Below are 21434 nucleotides of genomic sequence, written 5' to 3' on the forward strand. Positions count from 1 at the left end.
AAAAAACTTTCTTTTAGCGTTAGAAACTTTCCGCGAAACAGCATGAATAAGATTTTCACCTTCCGCCAGTCTTGGCACCGGTGGGTCGGTTTTGCCTTGCTCTTTATTGCTCTTGGCATTGGATATACTCAAGTCTTCTGGGGCATTTTTGCCGATGAGGGCGAGAATTTAGCATCTGGATTTCTAGCATTAGACGATAAGGTTCTTTTTCGAGATATTTTCAGTCACCATTTTCCTTTCGCTCACTACTGGACAGAAATTATTTTTCGCATTTTTGGGCCGTCTATTTTTGCTGTCAGGTTCTCAGTTTTAGCTTTTCAGATTAGCGTTTTAGGGATCCTGGGATGGCTTACGCGAAAGCCGATTGCGATCGGCATTTTAGCGATTATTTGGACCCTGGTTCGACTCGTTTACTTTGGCAACATGGTGCTTTATCAGCACTTTAGCGCCTTCTTCATGCTGCTGGCGTTTTGGATTATTTTTGATTTTCTGCGATCGCGTCAAGTTCAACGCACTGAGTTAGCCATTCTAGGCTTCTGTTTTACAGCTTCTTTTTTGGCATCACCTCTTTCAATTTATCCAATCTTGATTGGGTGCATTTTCTTACTTCTAGGTCGCTGCAAAATTAGAGGATTCTTATTCTTAATCATTGTTTCTATAGCAGTTGCGCTGCCCTACATTATTTATCTTTTATCCACCCAGACCCTAGATGATTTCTGGATTCAAAACCTAGATTTTAATTCCAAAATTCTCAGTCAGTATCTCTATGCGAACCCCAACCGATTTGCAGAGTTTTTCCAGCTGCTTATCACGGGTCTAGGGATTTTTTCCTTTGACTGGTTTGCCGTGGACTGGGGCTGGTTTAAGCCTTTACCCATTTTCATGGGTCTCACAATCGCCGATCACCAGGTTGTTGGCGGATTCGCCTATCGCGGCTACGTGATTCTGCTTGCTTTACTCTTGTTGATCGATCGCAAAGTTCTATCTGCGCTGTTTGTCTATTGCTTTGCAGCTTCCCTGTTAGTGCGAACTCCTGGAGGCCTGCACGCAACCAGTTTCGCGCTTTTGGGTCTTTTTTCTGGGATTTGGATTATTGTTAGCATTTGGCGATCGCCTTTTATTTTCGACTGGCTTCCTTACAAGCTGCATCAGCCTCAGACAGCCCAAAAAATTCAGGACTTCTTATTTACTCGAAGCAGTAAGGCGATCGCCTGCTTGGGCCTTGTGCTGCTGTTCTGGCATGGCGTTTTGACCAACCTTCAGCCCCACGGCCTTTCTTATCTAGAAAACTTCTTTCCCTATGAGCAGCGAGCCCTCGAAGTACGGGCGCTAAGCTGCAACAATTCAGAAACGCAGCTTGCCTACTATCCCGGCGATCCGATTATTCACTTCATGACCCGGATGCCGACCGTGTCGCGGTACTTCTATATGTATCCCTGGGTGGCAGAGTTTGGCCTCAAGGAAGTTTTGAAAGCTTTGCAAGATCCAGAGGCCAATGCACTCGTTTTTATCGATCAAGGGGTTGAAATCTGGGGTCATTCTCCGAAAACTTATCTAGCCCCTCTTAACGAGTTTCTGGCTAAAAATTATCAGTTAATTGATGGATTTTATCGATCGCCCAAGCTCACCCAGATTTGTCCGCTTGAAACCGCGAAAAATTCGGCCCAATAGTGGTTTTTCAGGTTGGTTTCGGTCAAGATTCTAGATTCCTGGGAGGCAGGGTGCCAATCCAGTGGCGCGTCCCAAAGGACTGGCAGGCGTGAGACGCCACCGCCGCAGCGAACTGGAGGGCTGCGGGAAAAGGATGACGCAGAATGCCATGGCAAAAGGCACCGTGGAAAATGTCTCCGGCCCCCAGGGTATCAACGACCGGCATCGGGGGAATGGCGATCGCCCCCCGCTGACCGCGATCGCTAAACTCCAGCGGGTCGGGGCCGTGAGTGATGGCAGCGGCCGGAATCTGGAGCGACTCCAGGTAGTCCAGCACGTCCTCTGAAGCAGTCGGCGGCCGAAAGTTAGCTGAGCAAATCACGTGGGTCGCCAGGGGCAAGACGGTTTCAAAGCCGGGCTTCCAGCTGCCGCCGTCGATCACGACCGGAATCCCTCGCCGCCGCGCAGCTTGGGCGATCGCCCGTCCCACGGCCATCTGGTGACCGTCAATTAGCACGATGTCAACGTCATCTAGGACTTGGGGCAAGACCAACTCTGGGTCTGCAGCCGTCTTGGCGGCATTTAGGGAAATCACGGCGCGATCGCCCGTAGACTCGGTCACCACAATGGAGGAAATGGCGGGTGGTTCCAGGCGATGGGGCTCTAGATCGGCGATCGCCACCCCTAAGGGCTCCAGGTCAGCCCGAATGAGCTGGGTAGCGGGATGCTGGCCCACAACGCTCAAGAGCGTGGCGCGATCGCCCAGGGCCTGAAACGCCACCGCCGCATTGGTTGCTGGTCCGCCCGCCGCCATCAGCGCATCCTTGGCAACGCATTTTTCGTTGGCTTGGGGCGCGCGATCGGCCGCATAGAGCAGATCCAGGGTCGTCAGGCCCACGAACAGACCGTGGTAGCTTGGACGGTGAGACATAGCGGCAAAAGCCCATGGAAACGGCAGCAAAATCGGGAACACTTTACGTGGTGGGCACCCCCATCGGCAACCTGGAAGACATGACCTTTCGGGCGGTGCGGATTTTGCAGACCGTGACCGTGATCGCCGCCGAAGACACGCGCCACACCGGCAAGCTGCTGCACCACTTCCAGATCAAGACGCCTCAGCTGAGCTATCACGAGCACAACAGCCGCAGCCGCACCCCAGAGCTGGTCTCGCGTCTGGGCCAGGGGGAATCTGTGGCCTTGGTCACCGATGCGGGGATGCCGGGCATCTCCGATCCGGGGTACGAACTGGTCAAGGCCTGCGCCGAAGCGGGGTTAGCCGTGGTGCCCATTCCCGGCCCCAGCGCGGTGGTCACCGCCCTGAGCGCCGCCGGACTGCCGACGGATCGGTTTTGCTTTGAGGGATTTTTGCCCGCGAAGGGATCGCCCCGCCGCGATCGCCTAGCGCAGCTAGGACGGGAAACGCGAACGCTGGTTTTTTATGAATCTCCCCACCGCCTGCGCCAAACCCTGGACGACTTTGAGGCGGTGTTTGGGGGCGATCGCGCCATCGTCTTGGCCCGCGAACTGACCAAGCTGCACGAAGAATTTTGGCGGGGCACCGTTTCAGAGGCGATCGCCCACCACACCCAGCGCAATCCCCAGGGCGAATACACCCTGATCGTCGCGGGCGCTACCCTCAGCGAGCCCCAGTGGTCCGACGATGACCTCAGGCTCGAGCTTCAGCAAATGATCAGCCAAGGCCTTTCGCGCTCCCAGGCCAGCCGCCAGCTCGCCGATCGCACCGACCTGTCTCGCCGCCACATCTACCAGCTCGCCCTCGCCCTACCTGAATCTCCCGAAGAGTCTTTCTAAGCGCTCAATCCTTTCTAGACGCGAAGATTGGCGAAGGTTTACAGGTGACTCCCAAGCAATTCACACAAGGGGCGATCGCCCAGTTTCGCCCCACGATCTCAAGCTTGCTTCACCCTTCTTTTGCCAAATTTTGCCCCATAAGCCGCAAAATTCTTCAAATATTGGCACCCTTGCCCCTAGGCATAAGTCAACCGCGAAAATCGCTCACCCAGTCCATTTTCAGCCTAAAGAAAGGGGTAGAATCCCCCTAGCGCTGAATTTCGGATGAAGACCGCGCTGCTACGATAAAGTGTGAACAAGAGAGAGTCGCCCAGATGAGTGCAGCCAGCAATTCAACAGAAATCGTATTCGGTACCGATGGATGGCGTGGCATCATTGCCAACGACTTTACGTTCCCCAACGTGCGAAAAGTCACTCGGGCGATCGCAAGCTATTTAGAAACGGCTTACAGCAAAGATCGTCCGGTGCTCGTATCCTACGACACCCGCTTTCTCGCCGATGAGTTTGCCCGCGCGGCAGCAGAAGTACTAGTTGATCTTGGCTGGACCGTCAAAATTGTTGAGCGGGACTGCCCCACCCCGGTCATCGCCTACAACGCCAAGCATCTCAACTCCGCCGGGGCCCTCATGTTCACCGCCAGCCACAACCCGGCGCCCTACTGCGGCATCAAATACATTCCGGACTACGCAGGCCCCGCCACGCCAGAAATCACCGACACCATCGTGGCCAACATTGCCCGCTCCAGCGATGAAGTGCCCTCGGGTCGGAACCTCGATAAAATCACCACTTTTGATCCCAAACCCGCTTATCTACAATTTATCTACAGCCTGCTCGATGTCGAGCGGATTCGCGCAGCCAAGCTAAAGGTCAAGTATGACGCGCTCTTTTCCACCTCCCGCGGCTACCTCGACGAAGTGCTCGAGTACTGCGGCTGCGAGGTCGAGTCCTTCAACACCTACCGCGACGTGCTGTTTGGCGGCGGGATGCCTGAGCCCAAGGGCGAGCAGCTCGAAGGCCTGGTTGCCGCAGTCAAAAAAGATCAGGCCGATCTGGGCCTCGCTACGGATGGCGACAGCGATCGCTTTGGCGTAGTCGATGAGCAGGGCAATGTCCTGACCCCCAACACGGTGCTACTGTTGCTGGCCCGTCACCTGGTGAAAAATCGCGGCAAGTCTGGGGCGATCGTGCGCACCGTCGCCACGACCCACCTGCTCGACAATATGGCTGCGCAGTACGGCCTGCCGCTGTACGAGACGCCGGTCGGCTTCAAGTACGTGGGCGAAAAAATGCGGGAAACCGAGGTCCTCATCGGCGGTGAGGAGTCTGGCGGCCTGAGCATTATCGGCCACATCCCCGAGAAAGACGGCATTTTGGCCAATATGCTGGTGGCAGAGGCGATCGCCTACGAAGGCAAGCCCTTGACGCAGCTCGTCGACGAAGCCATCAAGGAAGCCGGCGGTCCGCTGTACAACACCCGCCTCGATCTGCACCTCAACGACGCTCACAAGAAAGCAGTCCTCGACAGCTGCATCAACAACCCTCCCAGCGAAGTTGCCGGGATCAAGGTGAAGGAAGTCGGTCGCAAGGACGGCATCAAGCTCTATCTGGAAGACGGCGGCTGGGTGCTGCTGCGTCCCTCCGGAACGGAGCCGCTGATGCGGGTGTACCTCGAAACCAATAGCCCCGAGAAAGAAACCAAAGTCGCTGCGGCGATGGAGGCCATGATACAGAAGCTCGAGCCCGCTACGGTCTAGAGCGGCGATCGCGCTTTTGAAATTAGATGGGCGGCGGCTGCTTGCAGCCGCCCATGTTTGTTTTTTGGTAAATTTGGGGCTAGCAACTCCTGAGCCCCTTCTTTTCGATCACCCTTGCTATGCTGCAAACCTTCAACACGCTGCTCACAGCCCTGATCGTCTCGGCTTGGGTCGTGGCGATCGCCCTGATTTCCATCCAGAACGTCACCCCAGTGTCGTTGCGGTTCCTGATCTTCCGCACCGTCGAGATTCCCTTTGGGCTGGTACTCGCTTTCTGCGCAGCGGGCGGCATGATGCTAGTGGCGATCGCTCGTCCCTTCTTGAGCCGCTCTAGCGAATAATTTTGCAGGTCTATCCCACAGGCCTGTGCGAGCAGCCCAGGACTCCTGGGCGCTCACTGGCTTAGCAGCAATCTAGAAGCCGTACACCTGACCATCGATCAGCAGCCGCGTAATGCCCTTCGCCTGCAAGTAAGGCAGCGCTTTTTGGAACATGTTGCTGTCAGGCACCTTGATCACCCGCTGGTTGCGCTTCGAGAACCGCCGCGCCACTCGGTGATTATCAAAAATCGGCAGCGTTTTTTCCTGAACTTCTGCCTCCGGGATTTGGCCCAGATCACCAAATTCTCGCAGGGGGCGCGCCACCAGCTCCGCTAGGCGATCCACGACCAGATAGGACACCTTAGGCAAGGACGCTTCTGCAAAAGGCAGAATCTTGACGATCTCGGTAGAGATGACCTTCTGGCGCAGCTTGGGTGCTCCGCTCTCCTCGTCGTCGTCTTCGTCGTCTTCGTCGTCCTCATCCCCAAAGTCGTCATCATCGAGATCATCTAGATCATCGAGATCGTCTTCGTCCTCATCTTCATCGTCGAGGTCTTCGCGGGAGTCCGGCACGTAGGCTAGATCTTCTTCCTCTGCATCGACCTCCGGGGCTTGCTGCGGCGAAGCTTCGAGATCAGGCGCTTGGCGTTTGGGCTGAGCACCGTTCAGGCTCGGCAACTCTAGCTTGAGCTGAGCTTCATCCTCTTGGCGAGCCGAATTTCGCGTAGGGCCGCGCGAGGAACGTTTGCGGACGCGGCGTGACTCGCTCGACTCGGAGACTTTCGAGTCTTCAGCGGATGCTGCTTCGGGAGTTTCTGGGGCGGGCTCGGGTTCTGAGGCGATCGCCGCGTCGGCTGTCGGAGGCGCCACTTTCTTTTTGGTGGGCTTCGGCGTCTCCGCCTTAGACGGGGGAGCAGCTTCAGGCTCCGCTGGAACCTCCGCAGGCTCAGACTTGGCAGCTTTGCGGCCCCGGCTAGGCTTGGGTTTTGAGGAAGCTGCGGGCTCAGGGGCGATCGCCGGGGGCTCAGGCGTCGGCTCAGCCTCTACGGACGGCTGAGAGCGCGAGGAGCGCTTTTGCTGCACCAGGATCTCGTATTCGGTCTCCGGCAAACTATTTTTGAGAATGCGGCTCACCGTTGAGTTGCTGACCCCGTAGCGACTGGCCAAGGTAGACGTTGTCTCTCCTGGCTGGCGATACAGGTCCAGCAATTCTTGAATATCTTGTTCAGATAGCTTTCTAGAGGACATGCCGCAAGTACCGAAACAGCGAGAACCGCAAAGACTTGTTTACCCAAACGCGCGATCGCCCTTTAGCCATCTATGAGACTTAGCCAAGGCCGCGATCGCTCTCAAGAGACTGCCTCTACCTAAAACAGGCAAGCAGTTCACCCATCGGAGTAAGCTTAAGCCTCCGCAAGCGCTAGAGTATTTATCCTACTGCACTTTGGCCGGGTTCGTGGGATTACCCAGAGCAACTTTAGCAGGCGATCGCCAAGCCCCAAGACCGCCCAAAGCCCAACCCTCTAGCCCCGACGACGGCTGCTTCGCCGCGTCGCCTTGCTCGACACGTCGTACTCCAAAACCGCCCCTGCCCCAAACAAGACGCCGCTAAACACCCAGAAAACCTCGAGCAGGCCGCCGCTTTGATAGTCCGGCAAAAACGTCTGAGCATAGTTCAGCCAGATATCCGCAATGTAGAGGCAAAAGGCCGCCGCCGCAATCAGCCGCCAAGACTGGGAGAAACGTCCTCCCCAAAACGCCAGCAGCAGCGTCGTTGCCACAATCAGTAGACCAATATCCGCCACAATATAGAACAGCTTGAGCGGCTCCGACAGAGGCTCCAGATATTTTTCGGTGGTCAACACCCAGCCCGCCGTATTGGCATCCTCAGCGTCTGATTCTGCCGACTCCCCGCTCACTGGCGGTGCTGCCTGGGGCTGCGCCCCGCCCGGCAGCGGGCTTGGAGAAGCCGCTGGGCGCTGGGCAGAAGCCGCCGGAGAGGGAGTTGCTGCTTCCGGAGTCAGACCGGGCGGTGCCGCAGACGACAGCAGCCAAGCAATCAAGACACCAACCACGGCAATGCCTCCGACCGTCGCCCACTGCCATTTTTCCAGGTTGAGGCGCCGTGAGGTCACCGCCAAAATCATGCCGAAGGCCAAAAAGCCGTAGCTCAGGACAAAGAACACATCCCCCAAAGAAACCAGGGGCTCCCGCCGCAAAACCAGTTCCCAGTAGCCAAAGAACAGGTTGCCAACGAAGTAAAAGAGCATCCCCAGTCCAATGGACAGCCACACATTGCGGCCGCTGATCACCTGGGAACTGCGCCAGTTGCGCAGACACAGCAGCGAGGCGCTCAAGAAAGCTCCTTGCTCGAGAACGTAGGTGCTGATCAGGTACCACAGCGGCCGATCGAGATCGCCAGAACCCGTCGAGCGACTAAACAATAAAAAGAAGAAGAGCGCAAAGACAGCCCAGGCGACCGCCGAAAGAATAAGCGTTTGAGTGCTCAAAAATGATTTGGACGGAGATGATTTGTCCGAGGAGCTACTCATAGGACAGATGCAATAACAATAACGATTAACAAAGAATGAATCCTAGACTCAGGTGCAGGCGCGATCGCCCAAGCGTCAAGATTGTACCTAAGCGTCGCACAATTGATGAAACCTGACGCATATTTATCAACGTTTCTTCAACCAACCCCCCACAAACGCCCGAGCGGCGACTGCTTGAGCCAGCCCTGAAACTGCTGGCGATCGCCCGCCGGCAGATCCTGCAAAGCATCCATCGCCCGCTCGACAAAACTCAAATTGCCAAAATAGTCCTTTCCCAAGCGGTGCAGTTCCTGCAACAGCGTATTCAGGTGGTGCTCCTGCCACGGCGGCACCTGTCCGCCCGCCAAAGGATCCATTGTGAGCAGATAGTTGATCGCCTCAGGCGACTCTGTCTGAGGAAACTTCCATTGCTGAAAAACACTGCTAATTTCTTTCTGGAACGCAGCCGCCTGCCGATTGCCCAGCAAATCCTCAATGTCGATGTGCAACGCTTGCAGCAGCAAAATCGCCGCCTGGGTAAAGGACTCCTTAGCGTCCTCCGATCCCCCAGAATCAGCGCCCAGCTGCTCGAGGCGAATCTTTCCCCAAACGCTGTAGCGCTGAGGCTCTTCGAGCAAAACACACGCCTTACCGCGATTGTCCGTCAGATCCCGCCAAAAGGCTCTGGCCTCGTCCTCTTGGCTGGCATTGAAGACGCTAATAAGGCGAAAGGTTTGGCCCTGATACTGGAGGATTGGAATCTTTTGATCTCGACTGGGGTGCTGAATGCTGGAGATTTCAACATCCTGCGGCTTAAGAATAAACATGACACTGCTATTGACTCCTGTCAGGGCCGGGAAGGCTGGCGTTCAAAGAGTTGCCCGCAGCGCAGACGACGTCTCGCGGTCGTTAATCGAATGTCCGGCAAAGCAGCAATCGCGTCGATTAACACCCTATCCTACCCAAAACTACATTTGAATGGTTCTTAGTGTACCCCTGAAGCGAAAAAACACTTGTTTTAACAACTCTTCCTTACAGACATTGCGACCTCGTCAAATTTAGCGGCCTCTGAGCGGAGACTACAAATGCAGGGCGCATTTTGGTAGGATTGCGATCGCATTAGGGAACAAGTCTGGCAACCGGTTCTCAACGAGATACCCAAGCAGGTACCCTAGGATATAAGGAGTTCATGGCCGCCAAACCTTTCTTTGGCACCTAGTTAAGCTTCTTTCTAGCTCCAGTAGCTCAGTTGGATAGAGCAACTGCCTTCTAAGCAGTCGGTCGCAGGTTCGAGTCCTGCCTGGGGCGTTTCACAAACTTTCTGGATTCTTGTCGATTCTCGCCGACTGAACTGCGTCTTGAGAGGATTGCGCAGGCGTCTTTGTGATGCTGAAATGCGGATAGTTTTTGGAGTCTCATCACATGAGTCGCTCGCCCAACTCTCAGCCAGGCATCAAAATCTTGCTTTCAATTTTTGGCCTAGCGCTGGTCGTCACAGCTGTGCTGATTGTGCTGAAGGGATCAGGGCTGCTGACGGCGATCCCTGGCTACGTGATCGTAGCCCTCGTGCTGATCACGATCGGGATTGGCATCATAACGGGACTACGAAATAGCTAGATCAGAGGTTGGCGAGCGGATTGGCTCTTTCCGGCGATCGCCCTTAGCCTAGTCTCCCGACCCACCGTCAATACACAACAAAAAAGGGAGAACCCATTTAGGATCCTCCCTTTTGCTTTAAGAGCCCGTGACGAGGATTGAACTCGTGACCTCACCCTTACCAAGGGTGTGCTCTACCACTGAGCCACACGGGCAAAACCAGTTACCTGGTTCGTGGTGGGCCGGGCTGGATTCGAACCAGCGTAGGCGTAGCCAGCGGATTTACAGTCCGCCCCCATTAACCACTCGGGCACCGACCCATTTGTCCCACGGGTTCTAATAGTAGCACAGGCAACTTGAAAGTCAAACGTTTTTTAAAAGTTTTGGGAAATTGGGTGAGAATCCCGCGAATCAGGAGGCAATCGGCGGTTTTAGCGATCCCCAGATCGGCGGCTCACGGCTAGGGCGCGTCAGAGTCGGCGGTGGGCGATCGCCGGCGAGCAGCATTGGCATCCCCGCGGCCCGAGCGGTTCGCCCGACCTGAACGAGCCGCCTTTAGGCGCATCGCTTGCTGAGCGGCCATCCGGGCCGGAAAGTCGCTCTCATCATAGATTTCACCCACCAGCTCTTCTAGGAGGTCTTCGAGGGTCACCAAGCCCACCGTACCTCCGTACTCGTCCACCACAATGGCGATGTGCAGGCGCTGCTGGAGCATTTCCTTCAGCAAGTCCGCTACTCGCTTGGTTTCGGGAACATAGACTGGTGGGTCCATGGCATCCACGACCCGACCGTCCTCCAGGCCGTCTTGGCGCAGGACGCTCAGCTGCTGGAGGGTGCGCTTTAGATGAACAATGCCCACGATTTGATCTTTGGACTCCCCCTGCACCGGAATCCGCGAGAAACCGGTTTCTAGGCAGAGGGTGACCAGCTCTTGCAGAGATGCCTCATGGGAAATGGTGCGCATGTCGATGCGGGGCTTGACGATTTCCCGAACGCTGAGGCGATCGAGCATGAGGGCTTTGTTGAGCAGCTTGTGCTTGTCGAGGTCTAGCTTGCCTTTACCCCCGAGGATTTCGATCATTAGCTGGAGGTCTTTGACCGATTCGCCCTGCTGCACCACGTTGCCCTGGAAGGTGCGAATGGCAACCTGGGCAATGGTTTCGAAAAAGTAGATGATGCCCAGCCAAGACAGCAGGCGCGAGAACCAATAAATCGGCTGCACAACGACCATGAAAATGGGCATGACGTTGTTGATGGCCAGAGATTTGGGGACAATCTCGCCGAAGGTGAGCACCAAGATGGTCACGACAAAGGTAGCCACGCCAATGCCTCGGTTGCCCAGCCAGAGACTAAAGAGGTTGCTGGTCAAGATGGCCGAGAAGTTGTTGACGAGGTTGTTGCCCACCAGAAGGGTCGTGATGAAGCGACTGCGGTTTTCGAGCACTAGGCGAAACGTGCCGCTGGGGTCGCCTTGCTCTTTGATCAGCGATCGCAGCTTGAGGTTGTCCATCGCGGTGATGGCCGTTTCGGAGCCGGAGAAGCACGCCGAGAGAACCAGCATGAGGACCAAGATCAACAGATCGAGGGTGACGCTGCCCAGCAAGGGCTGGATTTCGGTGGCAGCCAGCAGAGGATGAATCGATAGAAAGCTCACGGATAACCAGCAAACCCAGTATTGGTTGAGAAAGTTAGCGAGGACGCCAGTTCTGGCCTCTCTCGCTTGGACATTGGTCCGGTCGAATCCTTCCAAACGCAAGCCCAGGGACGGCTTGGAGCTGCCCCTGGGCTGGGATGGGTAGAAGTTCTTCAGGCCTATTCACAGCAAGGAAGACGCAGAACGATGCATTTTGCGCCTTTTCCCTGCTTTGAGGGGGCGATCGGGGGCGATCGCAGCGCAAGCCGCTATCGGTATGTTGGCACACTCACCGGGGGAAAGCGGCGGTAATTTTTTGCGGTTCGCGGCGACTGATGGCCAGAGTCGTCGGAGGGTCGCTCCTCGCGCCTCGAAGGTCGCGCCGATGCCGCTGTCACCCCTGGGCAGGATTCTCGACTCGGGGCTCGCAACCGGTTTAGGCGCCGTTTCAACTGGCAATGCTGGCCCGATCAGCCCCAAAGCTCACCCGTTTCCTGGAGGGCGTGCAGGCGATGGTACAGGCCGCCGTGGCGCAGCAGTTCTTCGTGATTGCCCACTTCTACAATTTCGCCGCGATCGAGGACGATGATCTGGTCAGCCTCCCGCACGGTGCTGAGGCGGTGGGCGATGATCAGCAGGGTGCGCGTCCCGAGGAGCGATCGCATGGCTAACTGGATCGATCGCTCCGACTCATAGTCCAGGCTCGAGGTCGCCTCATCAAACACCAGCACGTCAGGATTGACAATCAGCGCCCGGGCAATGCCCAGTCGCTGGCGCTGCCCGCCCGAGAGCCGCAGTCCCCGCTCGCCCACCACGGTGTTGTAGCCCTTGGGCAGCTGATCGAGAAACTCATCGACGCGGGCAATTCGGCAGGCTTCCCGCACCTGCTCCAGGGACGCATTGGGATTGCCGTAGGTCAGGTTGTCCATCAGCGTACCGTTGAAGACGTCGACTTCTTGGTGCACGATGGCCAGGCGGCGACGGTAGCGATCGACCTCCAAGCGGCGAATGTCCAAACCATCGAGGCGGATCGCGCCTCGAGTCGGCTCAAAGTAGCGAAACAGCAGCTTGACCAGGGTTGATTTGCCTGAGCCCGATCGCCCCACTAGCGCCACCGTCTGGCAAGGCTCGATACACAGGCTAATGTCCTTGAGCACTGGCTTGTCCGGCTGATAGCCGAAGGAAACGTGGTCAAACTCTAGCTTGCCGGTGAACTGGTAGGGGTTGGCCGTGGGCAGCTCAGGGCTAAAGGTAATCGCGTCGCGACCGGGCGATCGCTGCATAAACTCGTGAAAGCGCACCATCGAGGCGTACCGCCGCGCAAAGGTTTCCGCCAGGGTATTGATCGGGTTGAGCTCCGCATAGGCCATGCTCGATACCGTCAGCGTCGTCACAAAGTGGCCCAGGGAAATGCGGCCCTGGATCGTCTCCACCAGCGCAAACACCAGCACCGCAAACACGCAGGCTTGAATCACGGTGCTCTGCCAGGTGTTGAGATTCACATAGCCCCGGTGAATGCGCTCCAGCACCACCATCAGCTCCCGGTCTAGGCGGCGACTCTGGCGATCGCGCTCCCGCGTTTCTGTCGCAAAGGCTTTGACGGTTTTGATGTTGGTAATGATCTCTGAGGTGCGGCTTTCGGTGTTTTCCTGATGGCGATCGAGCAGCCGTTCTTGGTGAATCAAAATGCGCAGACTGCGCAATCCAAACACCAAAATCCCGACAAAAGACACCAGCAGCAGCAGGGCAATTCGCCACTCAATGAACCAGAGAATCACGAAAATTCCCAGCACCCGAGCCAGCTTGGGCACGAGCTGACCTGCCACCTCGGGATAGGACCAGGTGTGGTTTTCGAGCCCCCGCGCCACCCGACCAGCAATCCGGCCCGGGTTATTTTCGTCGTAGAACTCCAGGGGCAAGCTGAGAATTTTTTCGACGACGCGCTGGGTCTGATCTCGGCGAGCTTTGAGCGGGATTGCCCAGTGAAACCACAGCCCCAGCCAGGGCTGGATCGGCGCCCGAACAATCGTCACCAAGCAGATCAGGCCCAGCAGCAGGCCCAGGCCAGCAGAGCGCGGCGACATTCCCCAAAAGGACACCAGCGGGGCGATCGCTCCCTGGACGAGGGGGTCAAGGGGCTGCTGGGACAGCACATTGAGGATTTGACCAATGGCGTAGGGGACTGCTAAATCCGCAATCTCGAAGAAGCTGCTGGCTCCTATGCTGAGCAGCGCCGATCGCCAGTAGTGTCGGTAGTACTGGAGGATATCTCGGAAACTAGCCATCTGTCCTTTGCGACCGGGGCGATCGCCCCATAAAACAAGCCTGTAGCACTTGTATTATACATGCTACAGGCTGGAGTTGTGGTTCCTTTGGCGCTGCCGACGCGGGTTGCTTTCCGCTTAGCAGGCGCCTTGCTTTGAAGAGATGGCTCAAGCAAAGGCCAAAGCGCTACTCTGAGAGGCCGGAGGCCCTAGACGAAACAATAGGCGGCTTGGAGAGACCACCAAATGAGGGCAGCGATCGCGCCCAAAATCACAACTGACGAAACTGCAATGGCAGGGGTGCTATCAGCGCCGCGGAATTTCATGATTCCACGATCGAGATCTGAAGGCATGATGTTTGCTCCTTGCGGGCTCGAAAAGTGCTCAAGATATTTATAAGCATGGCTTATAAATAAGCACGTTATTTTTTATCCACATCGATTCTAGCCACCGATGGGCCAAAATCAACCGCTGAATCAGGTTAGTTTTGTTAGCAATTACTCAGGATTGGGCGATCGCCCAAGGCCAAGGTCATGGTTTTGAAGGTTTTGCTTGGGTTTGCTGGCGTTTTGGTAGTCGCGCTCGGCCTCGCGGAGGTGTTTTTGCGCCTCCGCTTTGGCTTTGGCAATCCCCTGATTTACCAAGCAGATCCCCAAATCGGCTACCTGCTGGCCCCCAGCCAGCGCACCCGACGCTTTGGCAATCGCATCGAGATCAACGCGTATTCCATGCGCGCAGCGGCAATCAGCCCCCAGCGATCGCCGGGCACGCTGCGACTGCTGCTGCTCGGAGACTCGATCGCCAACGGCGGCTGGTGGACCGATCAGCCTGAGATTATTTCTGAGCGGCTCGGGGATCTCCTGCGGCGATCGCCTGCCCTCGCCCAGCGCCCCGTCGAGGTGCTCAACGCCTCCGCCAACTCCTGGGGACCGCGCAACGAGTGGGCCTATCTCCAGCGCTTCGGCACCTTTGAAGCCCAAATTGTGGTTGTCTTGATCAACACCGATGACCTTTTCGCCACCCAGCCGACGCCGCTCCCGGTAGGCCGCGATCGCAACTATCCCGATCGCAAACCCCGACTGGCCCTCGAAGAAGTGCTCAAGCGCTACCTGCTCAAGGCCCCTCCCCTGCCCGCCGAGCTCCAGACCCTGCAAGCCGAAACGGGCGATCGCGTGGGGCGGAACCTAGCCGCGATTGAGCAAATTCAGCAGCACATCAAAGCCAACCAGAGTCACCTAGTCTTGGCCATGACCCCCCTCAAACGAGAGCTCGCCAGCCAGGGCGGCCCCCGCGACTACGAAATCGCCGCCCGCCAGCGCCTCAGCGACTTCGCCCAAGCACAGCAGATTCTCTATCTTGATTTCTTAGACATTTTTGACGCGAGCGATCGCCCCGAAGAGCTCTATCGGGATCACATCCACCTGAGCCCTCGGGGCAATCAGCTCGTCAGCCAGCAAATTCTGGCCGTTCTAGAGCCCCTCACTTCGCAACTCGCTAAGTGAGCATCACCGACGAATTCATCGGGTCCACTTGCAGATCAGGCTGCGACCACACCTGGCCGTCCAGCGCCATTTGCTCAATCAGGCTCGCCAGCCGCAGCGCCTTGAGAGCCTGCTCACCGCCCACCGACGGCTGATTGCCGCCCCGGACACAGTGAACAAAGTGCTCCAGCTCTGCATGGAGCGGCTCGATATTGCTCGTGTAGACCTTTTCGATCAGGCCGTCTTGGCGGTAGAGCACCTGGCCGTAGTCGGTCATGCAGTTGGCCGTCGTCTGCCGATGAATCAAGATCTCGTTGTTGAGGAAATCCGCCTCCGTCAACGAGCCGCGACAGTGAGCAACAATGCTGCGAATCTTGCGGTGGGTGACCTTACTCGCCGTCAGCGTCGCCACGATGCCATTGGCAAAGCCCAAGATCGCCGTTACGTAGTCCAGATATCCGGAATCCGAAGCGCGGCTGCCACTAGCGGTCAGGCGCACCACCGGCGCTCCTGCCAGCTCCAGCAGCAGGTCGATGTCATGGATCATCAGATCCAGCACCACCGACACGTCATTGGCGCGATCGGAGTAGGGACTCATGCGGTGAGCTTCGAGGGCCAGCAGTTCTTCCGTCTTCAGCACCTTGCTGAGTTCTTGGAAGGCTGGATTGAAGCGCTCGATGTGCCCCACCTGCAAAATCACCTGGGCCTCAGCAGCAGCATTCACCAAAGACTCAGCCTCAGAAATGCTGGCGGCGATCGGCTTTTCGATCAGGACATGCACCCCTGCCTGCAAGCAGGCCATGCCCACCGAGTGGTGTAACCGCGTCGGCACTGCAATGCAAACAGCATCAACGTGATTGAGCATTTCCCGATAGTCCTCGAAGAAGCGCACTCGGTACTTGCTAGCCGTATCAAGACCGCGCTCAACGTTGACATCCGCAACGCCCACGAGCTCAACATCCTTTAGCATGCTCAGAACACGGGTGTGGTGCTGCCCCATGTTGCCAACCCCAATCACCCCAACTCGAATGGGGGCTGATTGTCCGCGCTGTGGGTGGACGTTTGAGGGTAAAACTGTCATGCTCTCTTGCACTCCTGTTTCTTGCTCCACCGCTGAGATACGCTGCCTGTCAAAAATTTGTTGTAAATGGCCGCTGCCGAAATCGTGTCGATAGTTGGCCTGTCCTTTGTCTATTGATAGGTTGATTAACGCTGCGCTTTGGCGCAAAACCGCGCCCATCAACCGGATCAAATCAAGCAGATACTATCACAGCGTCCGGATTCGTAAAGAATCCTAAATTTGAACGGTTGAATTGTTTCAATATATGCGAATTTAGGGCGCATATTACGACTTCCTTTAAATTTTGCGGCGGCCAAGTACCTGCTTTGTAAAGCTTGTGTCACTTTCTCGCCTGTCCATTGGGGGCGGACAGTCCAGCCATTGCTGAGCATGGTCAAGGGTGTTCCGCTGGGGATGTGGGGGTGCGAAAATTGCGATCGCGCACTGAGGTGCGCAGCAACGATTATTTTGCTTCTGCAAGCAATTTGCTGTTACCAGGGCACACTCTCATGGCCTGTTTTCGCACGCTACTGGCGTCCCTCTCCTGGGGCAGCCTGATCGCTAGTTTTTGGCTGGGAGCTCCAGCCCTCGGCCAGAGCGTCACGGCGCTGACATCCAATTCTCTGCCGCCGCCTCAGCCCAAGGCCACTGGGGACGCGCGGCAGCAGCAGCGCCTAGAGCAAGAGGCATTGATTGTGCCGGAGCGATTTGATCTGCGGCGCTATCCGGTCGGGGAGCGCCACGCCACGCACTGGCGCAAAACCCTCTGGGCAACGGCGGTCCTGGAGCCCCAGGCGGACTATGTGGGGACCGGCGTCGCGAGCATCCTGGCTCTGGCGAATGCTCGCCGCCTCTCCGACCCGCAGAAGGCAACAGTGGATCTGGCGACGCAGGTCGGCACGCAGCTCTATATCGGCAATCCGACGCTTTACCGGGCGATCGGTCGGCAGTTTGAGGCGATGATCGATCGCAGCAAAGACCCGATGTGGGTGGCCATGGCGCTGTCGGCCCTGGCCAAGGGGGGCGCTTCGGCAGAAGAAATTTCTCAGTGGCGCGATCGCATTCAGACGCGCTTTCCCCAGTGGAGTGAGGATGTCTTTCTGCGCACAACGCTGACGGATCTGGCGGCGGCGGAGCAGCCCGCCCCGCCGCTGGCCGACCTGCTGACCTGGCAGGCCGTTCCAGGTCAGCCCCATCTATATGTAGTGTGCCAGAGCGATCGGGCTGTGCTGTGCCGGGCTGTGCTGAAGGATAAGCGGGGCCGCTTTGTGCGGGAGGGAGAGGCGCTGTGGTCGGTGCCGCTGATGCTGCGATCGCTCCACGGCGTGAACTGGAACTTTTTCCATGGCCAGACGCCCCAGGGCCTCTATCGGATTGAGGGGACGATTCCCCAGCCCGATGATGAATATTTTCGAGCCTACGGCTATTTTCCGCTGGTCAACTTGTTTGTGCCCTTCGAAGCGGGAGCCAAGGCCTTTCTACCGGGTCAAAAAGGCCCTTTCAAGGGAGATCTAGAAGACTATCTGGCGCTGCTGCCGCCCTCTTGGCGATCGCACTTTCCGATCCAGCAGAGCTTCTGGGCAGGCAAGGTGGGGCGATCGCTCTTTCGGATTCATGGGTCCGGCGAAGCACCCAATTTCTTTAGCCAGCGCCAAGGCAGCCCTGAGAGCTACGGCTGGAACCCCACCATTGGCTGCTTGTCTTCGCTGGAGCTCTACGACGAGGTGGGCCAGCTCCAGCAGGCCGACATGCCCAAGATTTTGGCGGCGCTCCAGGCCGTGGGTGGCCGGGATTTTCAGGGGTACATGACCGTGGTGGAGGTGCCCGGAGATGGGCAGCCCATTGCCCTGGAAACCATCGAGGCGGCGATCGCCCAGGCCCCATCGGCTCCTTCCCCATCTACCTATTCTTCTTCAAGATGAAAGCAGTTATTTTACTCTCGGGAGGACTCGACTCCTCCACGGTGATCTATCAGGCCAAAGCGGACGGCTGCGACTGCTACGCGCTGTCCTTTGACTACCGCCAGCGCCATCGGCGAGAGCTGGCAGCGGCTGCTGCGATCGCCCAGGCCGCCGGGGCCGCCGATCACCAGGTCATCCGGTTTGACCTGCGGCAGTGGGGCGGCTCGGCCCTGACCGATGACGCCCTCGACCTGCCCCAGCACCGCTCCCTCGAAAGCATGGCCGCCGAGGTGCCCATCACCTACGTCCCGGCTCGCAACATGATTTTCCTGAGCTTCGCGTCGGCCTACGCTGAGGTGCTGGGGGCTGAGCGGGTGTACATCGGCGTCAATGCGCTGGACTACTCGGGCTACCCCGACTGTCGGCCAGATTTTATTGAGGCGATGCAAGAAGTGTTTCGCCTGGGCACTCAGCAGGGCCGCGAAGGCAAGCCGATCGAGATTGTGACGCCGCTGCTGACCCTGCGCAAAACCGAAATTATCGAGCTGGGCGATCGCCTGGGGGTGCCGTGGGAGCTGACGTGGTCTTGCTATGACGGGGGCGAAAAAGCCTGCGGGGTCTGTGACGCGTGTCAGCTGCGCCTTGCGGCTTTTGCGGAGCTCGGTCGTCCAGATCCGGTGGCCTATGCAGAAAATTCAGAGGATCTGCGGGGATAGCAGCGGCGAACTCGGTGCAGAGGCGATCGCCCTCTAGGCGCGCCCTCCGTGGATTCCCGGCCTGTCTAAAGATTATGTAAAACCCTGGTTTTCTAAGCGATTTGGCGGATTTTTCGGGCACTCTCTAGAACAGAATCCAGGTCACGCAGGGTGCTGACCTTTGGGCACGTGTTGGGAGAGAAGACTATGCCCCTCGATCATGTTCCAGCCACAACGCTTGAAAATTTGGCTGAAGATTTGGCGCAGATAACCGCTCGGTGGTGGACGGCGATCGCCACCCAAAACCTCGAGCAGGTGCGATCGCTGCTGATCAGCGGCTTTGATCCCGACAGCCTCCACCCCGACAGCGCCATGACCGCTCTAGAAATCGCCGCCGAGAAGGGCGCCTTGGCCTTGATCCAAACACTCCTCCAAGCCGGGGCTCTCCTGGACGCGGGCGAGCTCTCGCCCCTCGGCCTGGCGGCCCAGCGGGGCGACCTCGCCGCCCTCGAAATGCTGCTGCGGGCCCAGCCCGGACCCAGCCTCGCCGACAAATGCGACGCTCTCATGATGGCAACCAGCAGCGATCAGCCCCAGATTGTCCAGCGGCTGCTGGCCGCCGGAGCCCTTGCAGACAGCATGGTCTGGGAGGGCGGCACTGCCTTGCACTACGCCACCGATCGCGGCCATACCGCCGTTGTTGATGCCTTGTTGGCCGCTGGGGCCGAGGTGAATCTGGCCGACCCCGACCAGGGCTGGACGCCGCTGATGTATGCCGCCTACGACGATCGCGCAGACATTGCCCAGCGGCTGATCGCCGCCGGGGCGGATCTAAATGCCCGCGACCCCCAAGGCCGCACTCCGCTGATTTTGGCGGCGGAGGCCTGTAGCGCCCAGGTGGCCGAAATTCTCATTGCGGCGGGGGCCGATACCCAAGCCATGGATGAAAACGGCAACAGCGCCGCTAGCTGGGTCGACCCCTGCGAAACCAGCGAAGCAGCGCCACGCCCCTTAACGCTCGAAGCGCTCCACGAGGAGATCTTGGCTGAGCAGTCCTACGCGGATGATCTGGAGACCTCTCTCCAGCAGCTCGCAAAAGCCGTCCAAACCCTCGAATCTGTCGAGAAATCCGGGCGATCGCGCATAGCCCAGCTCCTGGGTCACCGCTAGCGCTCTGGCTCGGGGGAGTCGGGGGCTGGCTCGGGCGGCGACTCCGGGGGCAGATCGAGGGACGCTTCCGGGCGATCGCTGGTTTGAAACTCGGGGGGCAGGCCGTCGGCCGCTTCCGCCGAGGCTGGGCTGCCCTCAGAGACCGCGGGCATCTCATCGAGCAAGTCCGTCACATCCTCAAAGGCGCTGGTCGGCTCAAGCTCGATCCGGTGGACCCGGATTTGGTGGAGGCGGGGGCCATCCGCCGACACGAGGGTAAACTCCAGATTGTGATAGCGAAAAGAATCCCCTTCCATGGGGATTTTTTGCATCTCGTAAATTAAGAAGCCGCCCAGGGTTTGGTATTCATCAATCAGGGGAAGATCCAGGCTCAGCAGCTCATTCACTTCCTCGATGTGCAGCTGGGCCTGCACCAAGAAGGTTTGTTCATCGAGCATCTGGAAGCTCAGCTCCTCGGGATTCTCGGCCTCTCCGCCATCGCCGATGATCTCTGCAATCAGATCCTTAATACTAATGAGTCCGGCAGTGCCGCCAAACTCATCTACCACCACCACCATGACCTGGCGCGATCGCTGCATCAGGGCCAGCAGCTCATTGAGGGGCACGTACTCCGGTACAAAGCGAGCGGGCTTGATCCAGGGCTGAATCGGCGTATCCGGCGTAATTTCGCCCTGGGCCAAGGGAGCCGCCAAGTCCTTGAAGTAGATGATGCCGCGAATGTCGTCTAGGGAGTCGCCGGTCACTGGATAACGCGAGTGGCCCGAGATGGCGATTTCCTCCAGCAGCGTCTGAAACGTCGCTTTTTCGGGCACTGCTACCACGCTGGTGCGCGGCACCATCACCTCGACCGCTGTCACTTCCCCAAACGCAAAGACATTGCTGAGCAGCTCGCGCTCCTCGGCCTCAAGCCCCGTCGACTCGCTGGAGGTGCTGATAATCAGCTGTAGCTCCTCGGGGGTCACGCGGTTGTACCAGCCCTGGCCCGTGTACTGGATCCCCACCAGTCGCAGCAGCCAGCGCGTGGACTGGTTGAGCGCCCAGATAAAGGGGTTGAAGAGGCGGGCAATCGTGAGGCTGGCCGGTCCCAAAAAGCGCGCCAGCTCTTCGGCGTAGAGGAGAGCGACGGACTTGGGACACAGCTCGCCTAGGACAATTTGCAGATAGGCGATCGCAAAGAACGCGACGGGGATGGCTAAAGCATGGGCGAGAGAGTCGGCGGTCGCTGGCGGGAGGGGCCACTGACGCATCCAGGCGGCCACCAGCACCGACATGGTGCTTTCGCCAATCCAGCCGAGGGCCAAGCTCGAGAGGGTGATGCCAAATTGGGTGGTGGACAGCAGGCGATCGATGCCCCGCTGAAGGTGCTGGACGGTGCGGGCCTGGAGATCTCCCGCCGCCACGAGCTGGTTGATGCGCGATCGCCGCACGGACACAATCGAGAATTCGGCCGCCACAAAGAAAGCATTGATAGCAATCAGCAGCAGCACCGAGAGCAGCCGCAGCGCTACATCTTGTCCACTCAGGGAAATCGACGCGCTGGCGGCAACCAACACCGAGGCATCCATGG

General features: G+C 58.0%; 17 protein-coding genes and 3 tRNA genes. 10 read left to right on the forward strand and 10 right to left on the reverse strand.

The window, feature by feature from the left end; all coding sequences use genetic code 11:
* Positions 1-42: 42 nt before the first annotated feature.
* The gene (locus tag GEI7407_RS15430; RefSeq protein ID WP_015173135.1) at positions 43-1671 is read left to right on the forward strand and encodes a hypothetical protein; all 1629 of its coding nucleotides are present in this window, start codon (positions 43-45) and stop codon (positions 1669-1671) included.
* A gap of 22 nt (positions 1672-1693) precedes the next feature.
* Here GEI7407_RS15430 and GEI7407_RS15435 read toward each other — a convergent pair whose 3' ends face one another.
* Positions 1694-2581 (reverse strand): PfkB family carbohydrate kinase, encoded by an 888-nt coding sequence (locus GEI7407_RS15435; protein ID WP_015173136.1) that lies wholly within the window; start codon positions 2579-2581, stop codon positions 1694-1696.
* Between the two features lie 14 nt (positions 2582-2595).
* On the opposite strand from GEI7407_RS15435, the gene rsmI reads away from it, so the two are divergent.
* The 3 genes from rsmI to GEI7407_RS15450 all read left to right on the forward strand — a co-directional run bounded on the left by rsmI (position 2596) and on the right by GEI7407_RS15450 (position 5557).
* Positions 2596-3462, forward strand: a complete 867-nt coding sequence (gene rsmI, locus GEI7407_RS15440) for a 16S rRNA (cytidine(1402)-2'-O)-methyltransferase (RefSeq protein WP_015173137.1) — start codon at positions 2596-2598, stop codon at positions 3460-3462.
* Between the two features lie 314 nt (positions 3463-3776).
* On the forward strand, positions 3777-5216 hold the full coding sequence (locus GEI7407_RS15445; protein WP_015173138.1) for a phosphoglucomutase/phosphomannomutase family protein: 1440 nt from the start codon (positions 3777-3779) through the stop codon (positions 5214-5216).
* Positions 5217-5335: 119 nt separating this feature from the next.
* Positions 5336-5557, forward strand: coding sequence for a lipopolysaccharide assembly protein LapA domain-containing protein (locus GEI7407_RS15450; RefSeq protein WP_015173139.1), 222 nt, complete (start codon positions 5336-5338; stop codon positions 5555-5557).
* A 72-nt stretch (positions 5558-5629) separates the two neighbouring features.
* On the opposite strand, the gene GEI7407_RS21460 is transcribed toward GEI7407_RS15450, so the two are convergent.
* From GEI7407_RS21460 to GEI7407_RS15465, 3 genes are all read right to left on the reverse strand, one after another.
* Positions 5630-6784, reverse strand: coding sequence for a helix-turn-helix domain-containing protein (locus GEI7407_RS21460; protein ID WP_015173140.1), 1155 nt, complete (start codon positions 6782-6784; stop codon positions 5630-5632).
* 275 nt (positions 6785-7059) lie between these two features.
* Positions 7060-8088, reverse strand: coding sequence for a hypothetical protein (locus GEI7407_RS15460; protein ID WP_015173141.1), 1029 nt, complete (start codon positions 8086-8088; stop codon positions 7060-7062).
* Positions 8089-8225: 137 nt separating this feature from the next.
* Entirely contained in the window at positions 8226-8894 is a 669-nt protein-coding gene (locus GEI7407_RS15465; RefSeq protein ID WP_015173142.1) for an Npun_F0813 family protein, read from the reverse strand.
* A gap of 407 nt (positions 8895-9301) precedes the next feature.
* Between GEI7407_RS15465 and GEI7407_RS15470 the strand changes: the two genes are divergently transcribed.
* Positions 9302-9375: transfer RNA gene (locus GEI7407_RS15470), tRNA-Arg, on the forward strand.
* Positions 9376-9489: 114 nt separating this feature from the next.
* Entirely contained in the window at positions 9490-9684 is a 195-nt protein-coding gene (locus tag GEI7407_RS15475) for a hypothetical protein (protein WP_015173143.1), read from the forward strand.
* A gap of 122 nt (positions 9685-9806) precedes the next feature.
* Here the strand turns inward: GEI7407_RS15475 and GEI7407_RS15480 are convergent.
* The 4 genes from GEI7407_RS15480 to GEI7407_RS15495 all read right to left on the reverse strand — a co-directional run bounded on the left by GEI7407_RS15480 (position 9807) and on the right by GEI7407_RS15495 (position 13581).
* Positions 9807-9878, reverse strand: a tRNA-Thr gene (locus tag GEI7407_RS15480).
* A 20-nt stretch (positions 9879-9898) separates the two neighbouring features.
* Positions 9899-9983: transfer RNA gene (locus GEI7407_RS15485), tRNA-Tyr, on the reverse strand.
* A 140-nt stretch (positions 9984-10123) separates the two neighbouring features.
* On the reverse strand, positions 10124-11317 hold the full coding sequence (locus GEI7407_RS15490; protein ID WP_015173144.1) for a hemolysin family protein: 1194 nt from the start codon (positions 11315-11317) through the stop codon (positions 10124-10126).
* A gap of 449 nt (positions 11318-11766) precedes the next feature.
* The gene (locus tag GEI7407_RS15495; RefSeq protein ID WP_015173145.1) at positions 11767-13581 is read right to left on the reverse strand and encodes an ABC transporter ATP-binding protein; all 1815 of its coding nucleotides are present in this window, start codon (positions 13579-13581) and stop codon (positions 11767-11769) included.
* A gap of 512 nt (positions 13582-14093) precedes the next feature.
* Here GEI7407_RS15495 and GEI7407_RS15500 point away from each other — a divergent pair.
* Positions 14094-15062 (forward strand): SGNH/GDSL hydrolase family protein, encoded by a 969-nt coding sequence (locus tag GEI7407_RS15500; protein WP_015173147.1) that lies wholly within the window; start codon positions 14094-14096, stop codon positions 15060-15062.
* Here GEI7407_RS15500 and GEI7407_RS15505 read toward each other — a convergent pair.
* A complete protein-coding gene (locus tag GEI7407_RS15505) occupies positions 15055-16122 on the reverse strand; it encodes a Gfo/Idh/MocA family protein (RefSeq protein WP_041268491.1) in 1068 nt (355 codons plus the stop codon). The two genes, GEI7407_RS15500 and GEI7407_RS15505, sit on opposite strands and share 8 nt — an antisense overlap.
* A 488-nt stretch (positions 16123-16610) precedes the next feature.
* Here GEI7407_RS15505 and GEI7407_RS15510 point away from each other — a divergent pair, with 488 nt between their 5' ends.
* From GEI7407_RS15510 to GEI7407_RS15520, 3 genes are all read left to right on the forward strand, one after another.
* Positions 16611-18023: a hypothetical protein gene (locus GEI7407_RS15510; protein ID WP_015173149.1), complete on the forward strand. Its 1413-nt coding sequence runs from the start codon at positions 16611-16613 to the stop codon at positions 18021-18023.
* A complete protein-coding gene (gene queC, locus GEI7407_RS15515; protein WP_015173150.1) occupies positions 18020-18718 on the forward strand; it encodes a 7-cyano-7-deazaguanine synthase QueC in 699 nt (232 codons plus the stop codon). Before GEI7407_RS15510 ends, queC begins: the two co-directional genes overlap by 4 nt.
* Positions 18719-18904: 186 nt before the next feature.
* Positions 18905-19867 (forward strand): ankyrin repeat domain-containing protein, encoded by a 963-nt coding sequence (locus tag GEI7407_RS15520; RefSeq protein ID WP_015173151.1) that lies wholly within the window; start codon positions 18905-18907, stop codon positions 19865-19867.
* Here GEI7407_RS15520 and GEI7407_RS15525 read toward each other — a convergent pair.
* Positions 19864-21432 (reverse strand): hemolysin family protein, encoded by a 1569-nt coding sequence (locus GEI7407_RS15525; RefSeq protein ID WP_015173152.1) that lies wholly within the window; start codon positions 21430-21432, stop codon positions 19864-19866. The two genes, GEI7407_RS15520 and GEI7407_RS15525, sit on opposite strands and share 4 nt — an antisense overlap.
* Between the last annotated feature and the right edge of the window lie 2 nt (positions 21433-21434).

The sequence above is a fragment of the Geitlerinema sp. PCC 7407 genome, assembly GCF_000317045.1.
In the GTDB taxonomy this organism is placed as follows: domain Bacteria; phylum Cyanobacteriota; class Cyanobacteriia; order PCC-7407; family PCC-7407; genus PCC-7407.

Bases quoted from the DNA above. Each gene is read 5' to 3' on its own strand.
- queC (WP_015173150.1), top strand. From the start codon at position 18,020: ATGAAAGCAGTTATTTTACTCTCGGGAGGACTCGACTCCTCCACGGTG.
- GEI7407_RS15525 (WP_015173152.1), bottom strand. From the start codon at position 21,432: ATGGATGCCTCGGTGTTGGTTGCCGCCAGCGCGTCGATTTCCCTGAGT.
- GEI7407_RS15430 (WP_015173135.1), top strand. From the start codon at position 43: ATGAATAAGATTTTCACCTTCCGCCAGTCTTGGCACCGGTGGGTCGGT.
- GEI7407_RS15510 (WP_015173149.1), top strand. From the start codon at position 16,611: ATGGCCTGTTTTCGCACGCTACTGGCGTCCCTCTCCTGGGGCAGCCTG.
- GEI7407_RS21460 (WP_015173140.1), bottom strand. From the start codon at position 6,784: ATGTCCTCTAGAAAGCTATCTGAACAAGATATTCAAGAATTGCTGGAC.
- GEI7407_RS15465 (WP_015173142.1), bottom strand. From the start codon at position 8,894: ATGTTTATTCTTAAGCCGCAGGATGTTGAAATCTCCAGCATTCAGCAC.
- GEI7407_RS15475 (WP_015173143.1), top strand. From the start codon at position 9,490: ATGAGTCGCTCGCCCAACTCTCAGCCAGGCATCAAAATCTTGCTTTCA.
- rsmI (WP_015173137.1), top strand. From the start codon at position 2,596: ATGGAAACGGCAGCAAAATCGGGAACACTTTACGTGGTGGGCACCCCC.
- GEI7407_RS15520 (WP_015173151.1), top strand. From the start codon at position 18,905: ATGCCCCTCGATCATGTTCCAGCCACAACGCTTGAAAATTTGGCTGAA.
- GEI7407_RS15450 (WP_015173139.1), top strand. From the start codon at position 5,336: ATGCTGCAAACCTTCAACACGCTGCTCACAGCCCTGATCGTCTCGGCT.
- GEI7407_RS15505 (WP_041268491.1), bottom strand. From the start codon at position 16,122: ATGACAGTTTTACCCTCAAACGTCCACCCACAGCGCGGACAATCAGCC.
- GEI7407_RS15500 (WP_015173147.1), top strand. From the start codon at position 14,094: ATGGTTTTGAAGGTTTTGCTTGGGTTTGCTGGCGTTTTGGTAGTCGCG.
- GEI7407_RS15495 (WP_015173145.1), bottom strand. From the start codon at position 13,581: ATGGCTAGTTTCCGAGATATCCTCCAGTACTACCGACACTACTGGCGA.
- GEI7407_RS15435 (WP_015173136.1), bottom strand. From the start codon at position 2,581: ATGTCTCACCGTCCAAGCTACCACGGTCTGTTCGTGGGCCTGACGACC.
- GEI7407_RS15460 (WP_015173141.1), bottom strand. From the start codon at position 8,088: ATGAGTAGCTCCTCGGACAAATCATCTCCGTCCAAATCATTTTTGAGC.
- GEI7407_RS15445 (WP_015173138.1), top strand. From the start codon at position 3,777: ATGAGTGCAGCCAGCAATTCAACAGAAATCGTATTCGGTACCGATGGA.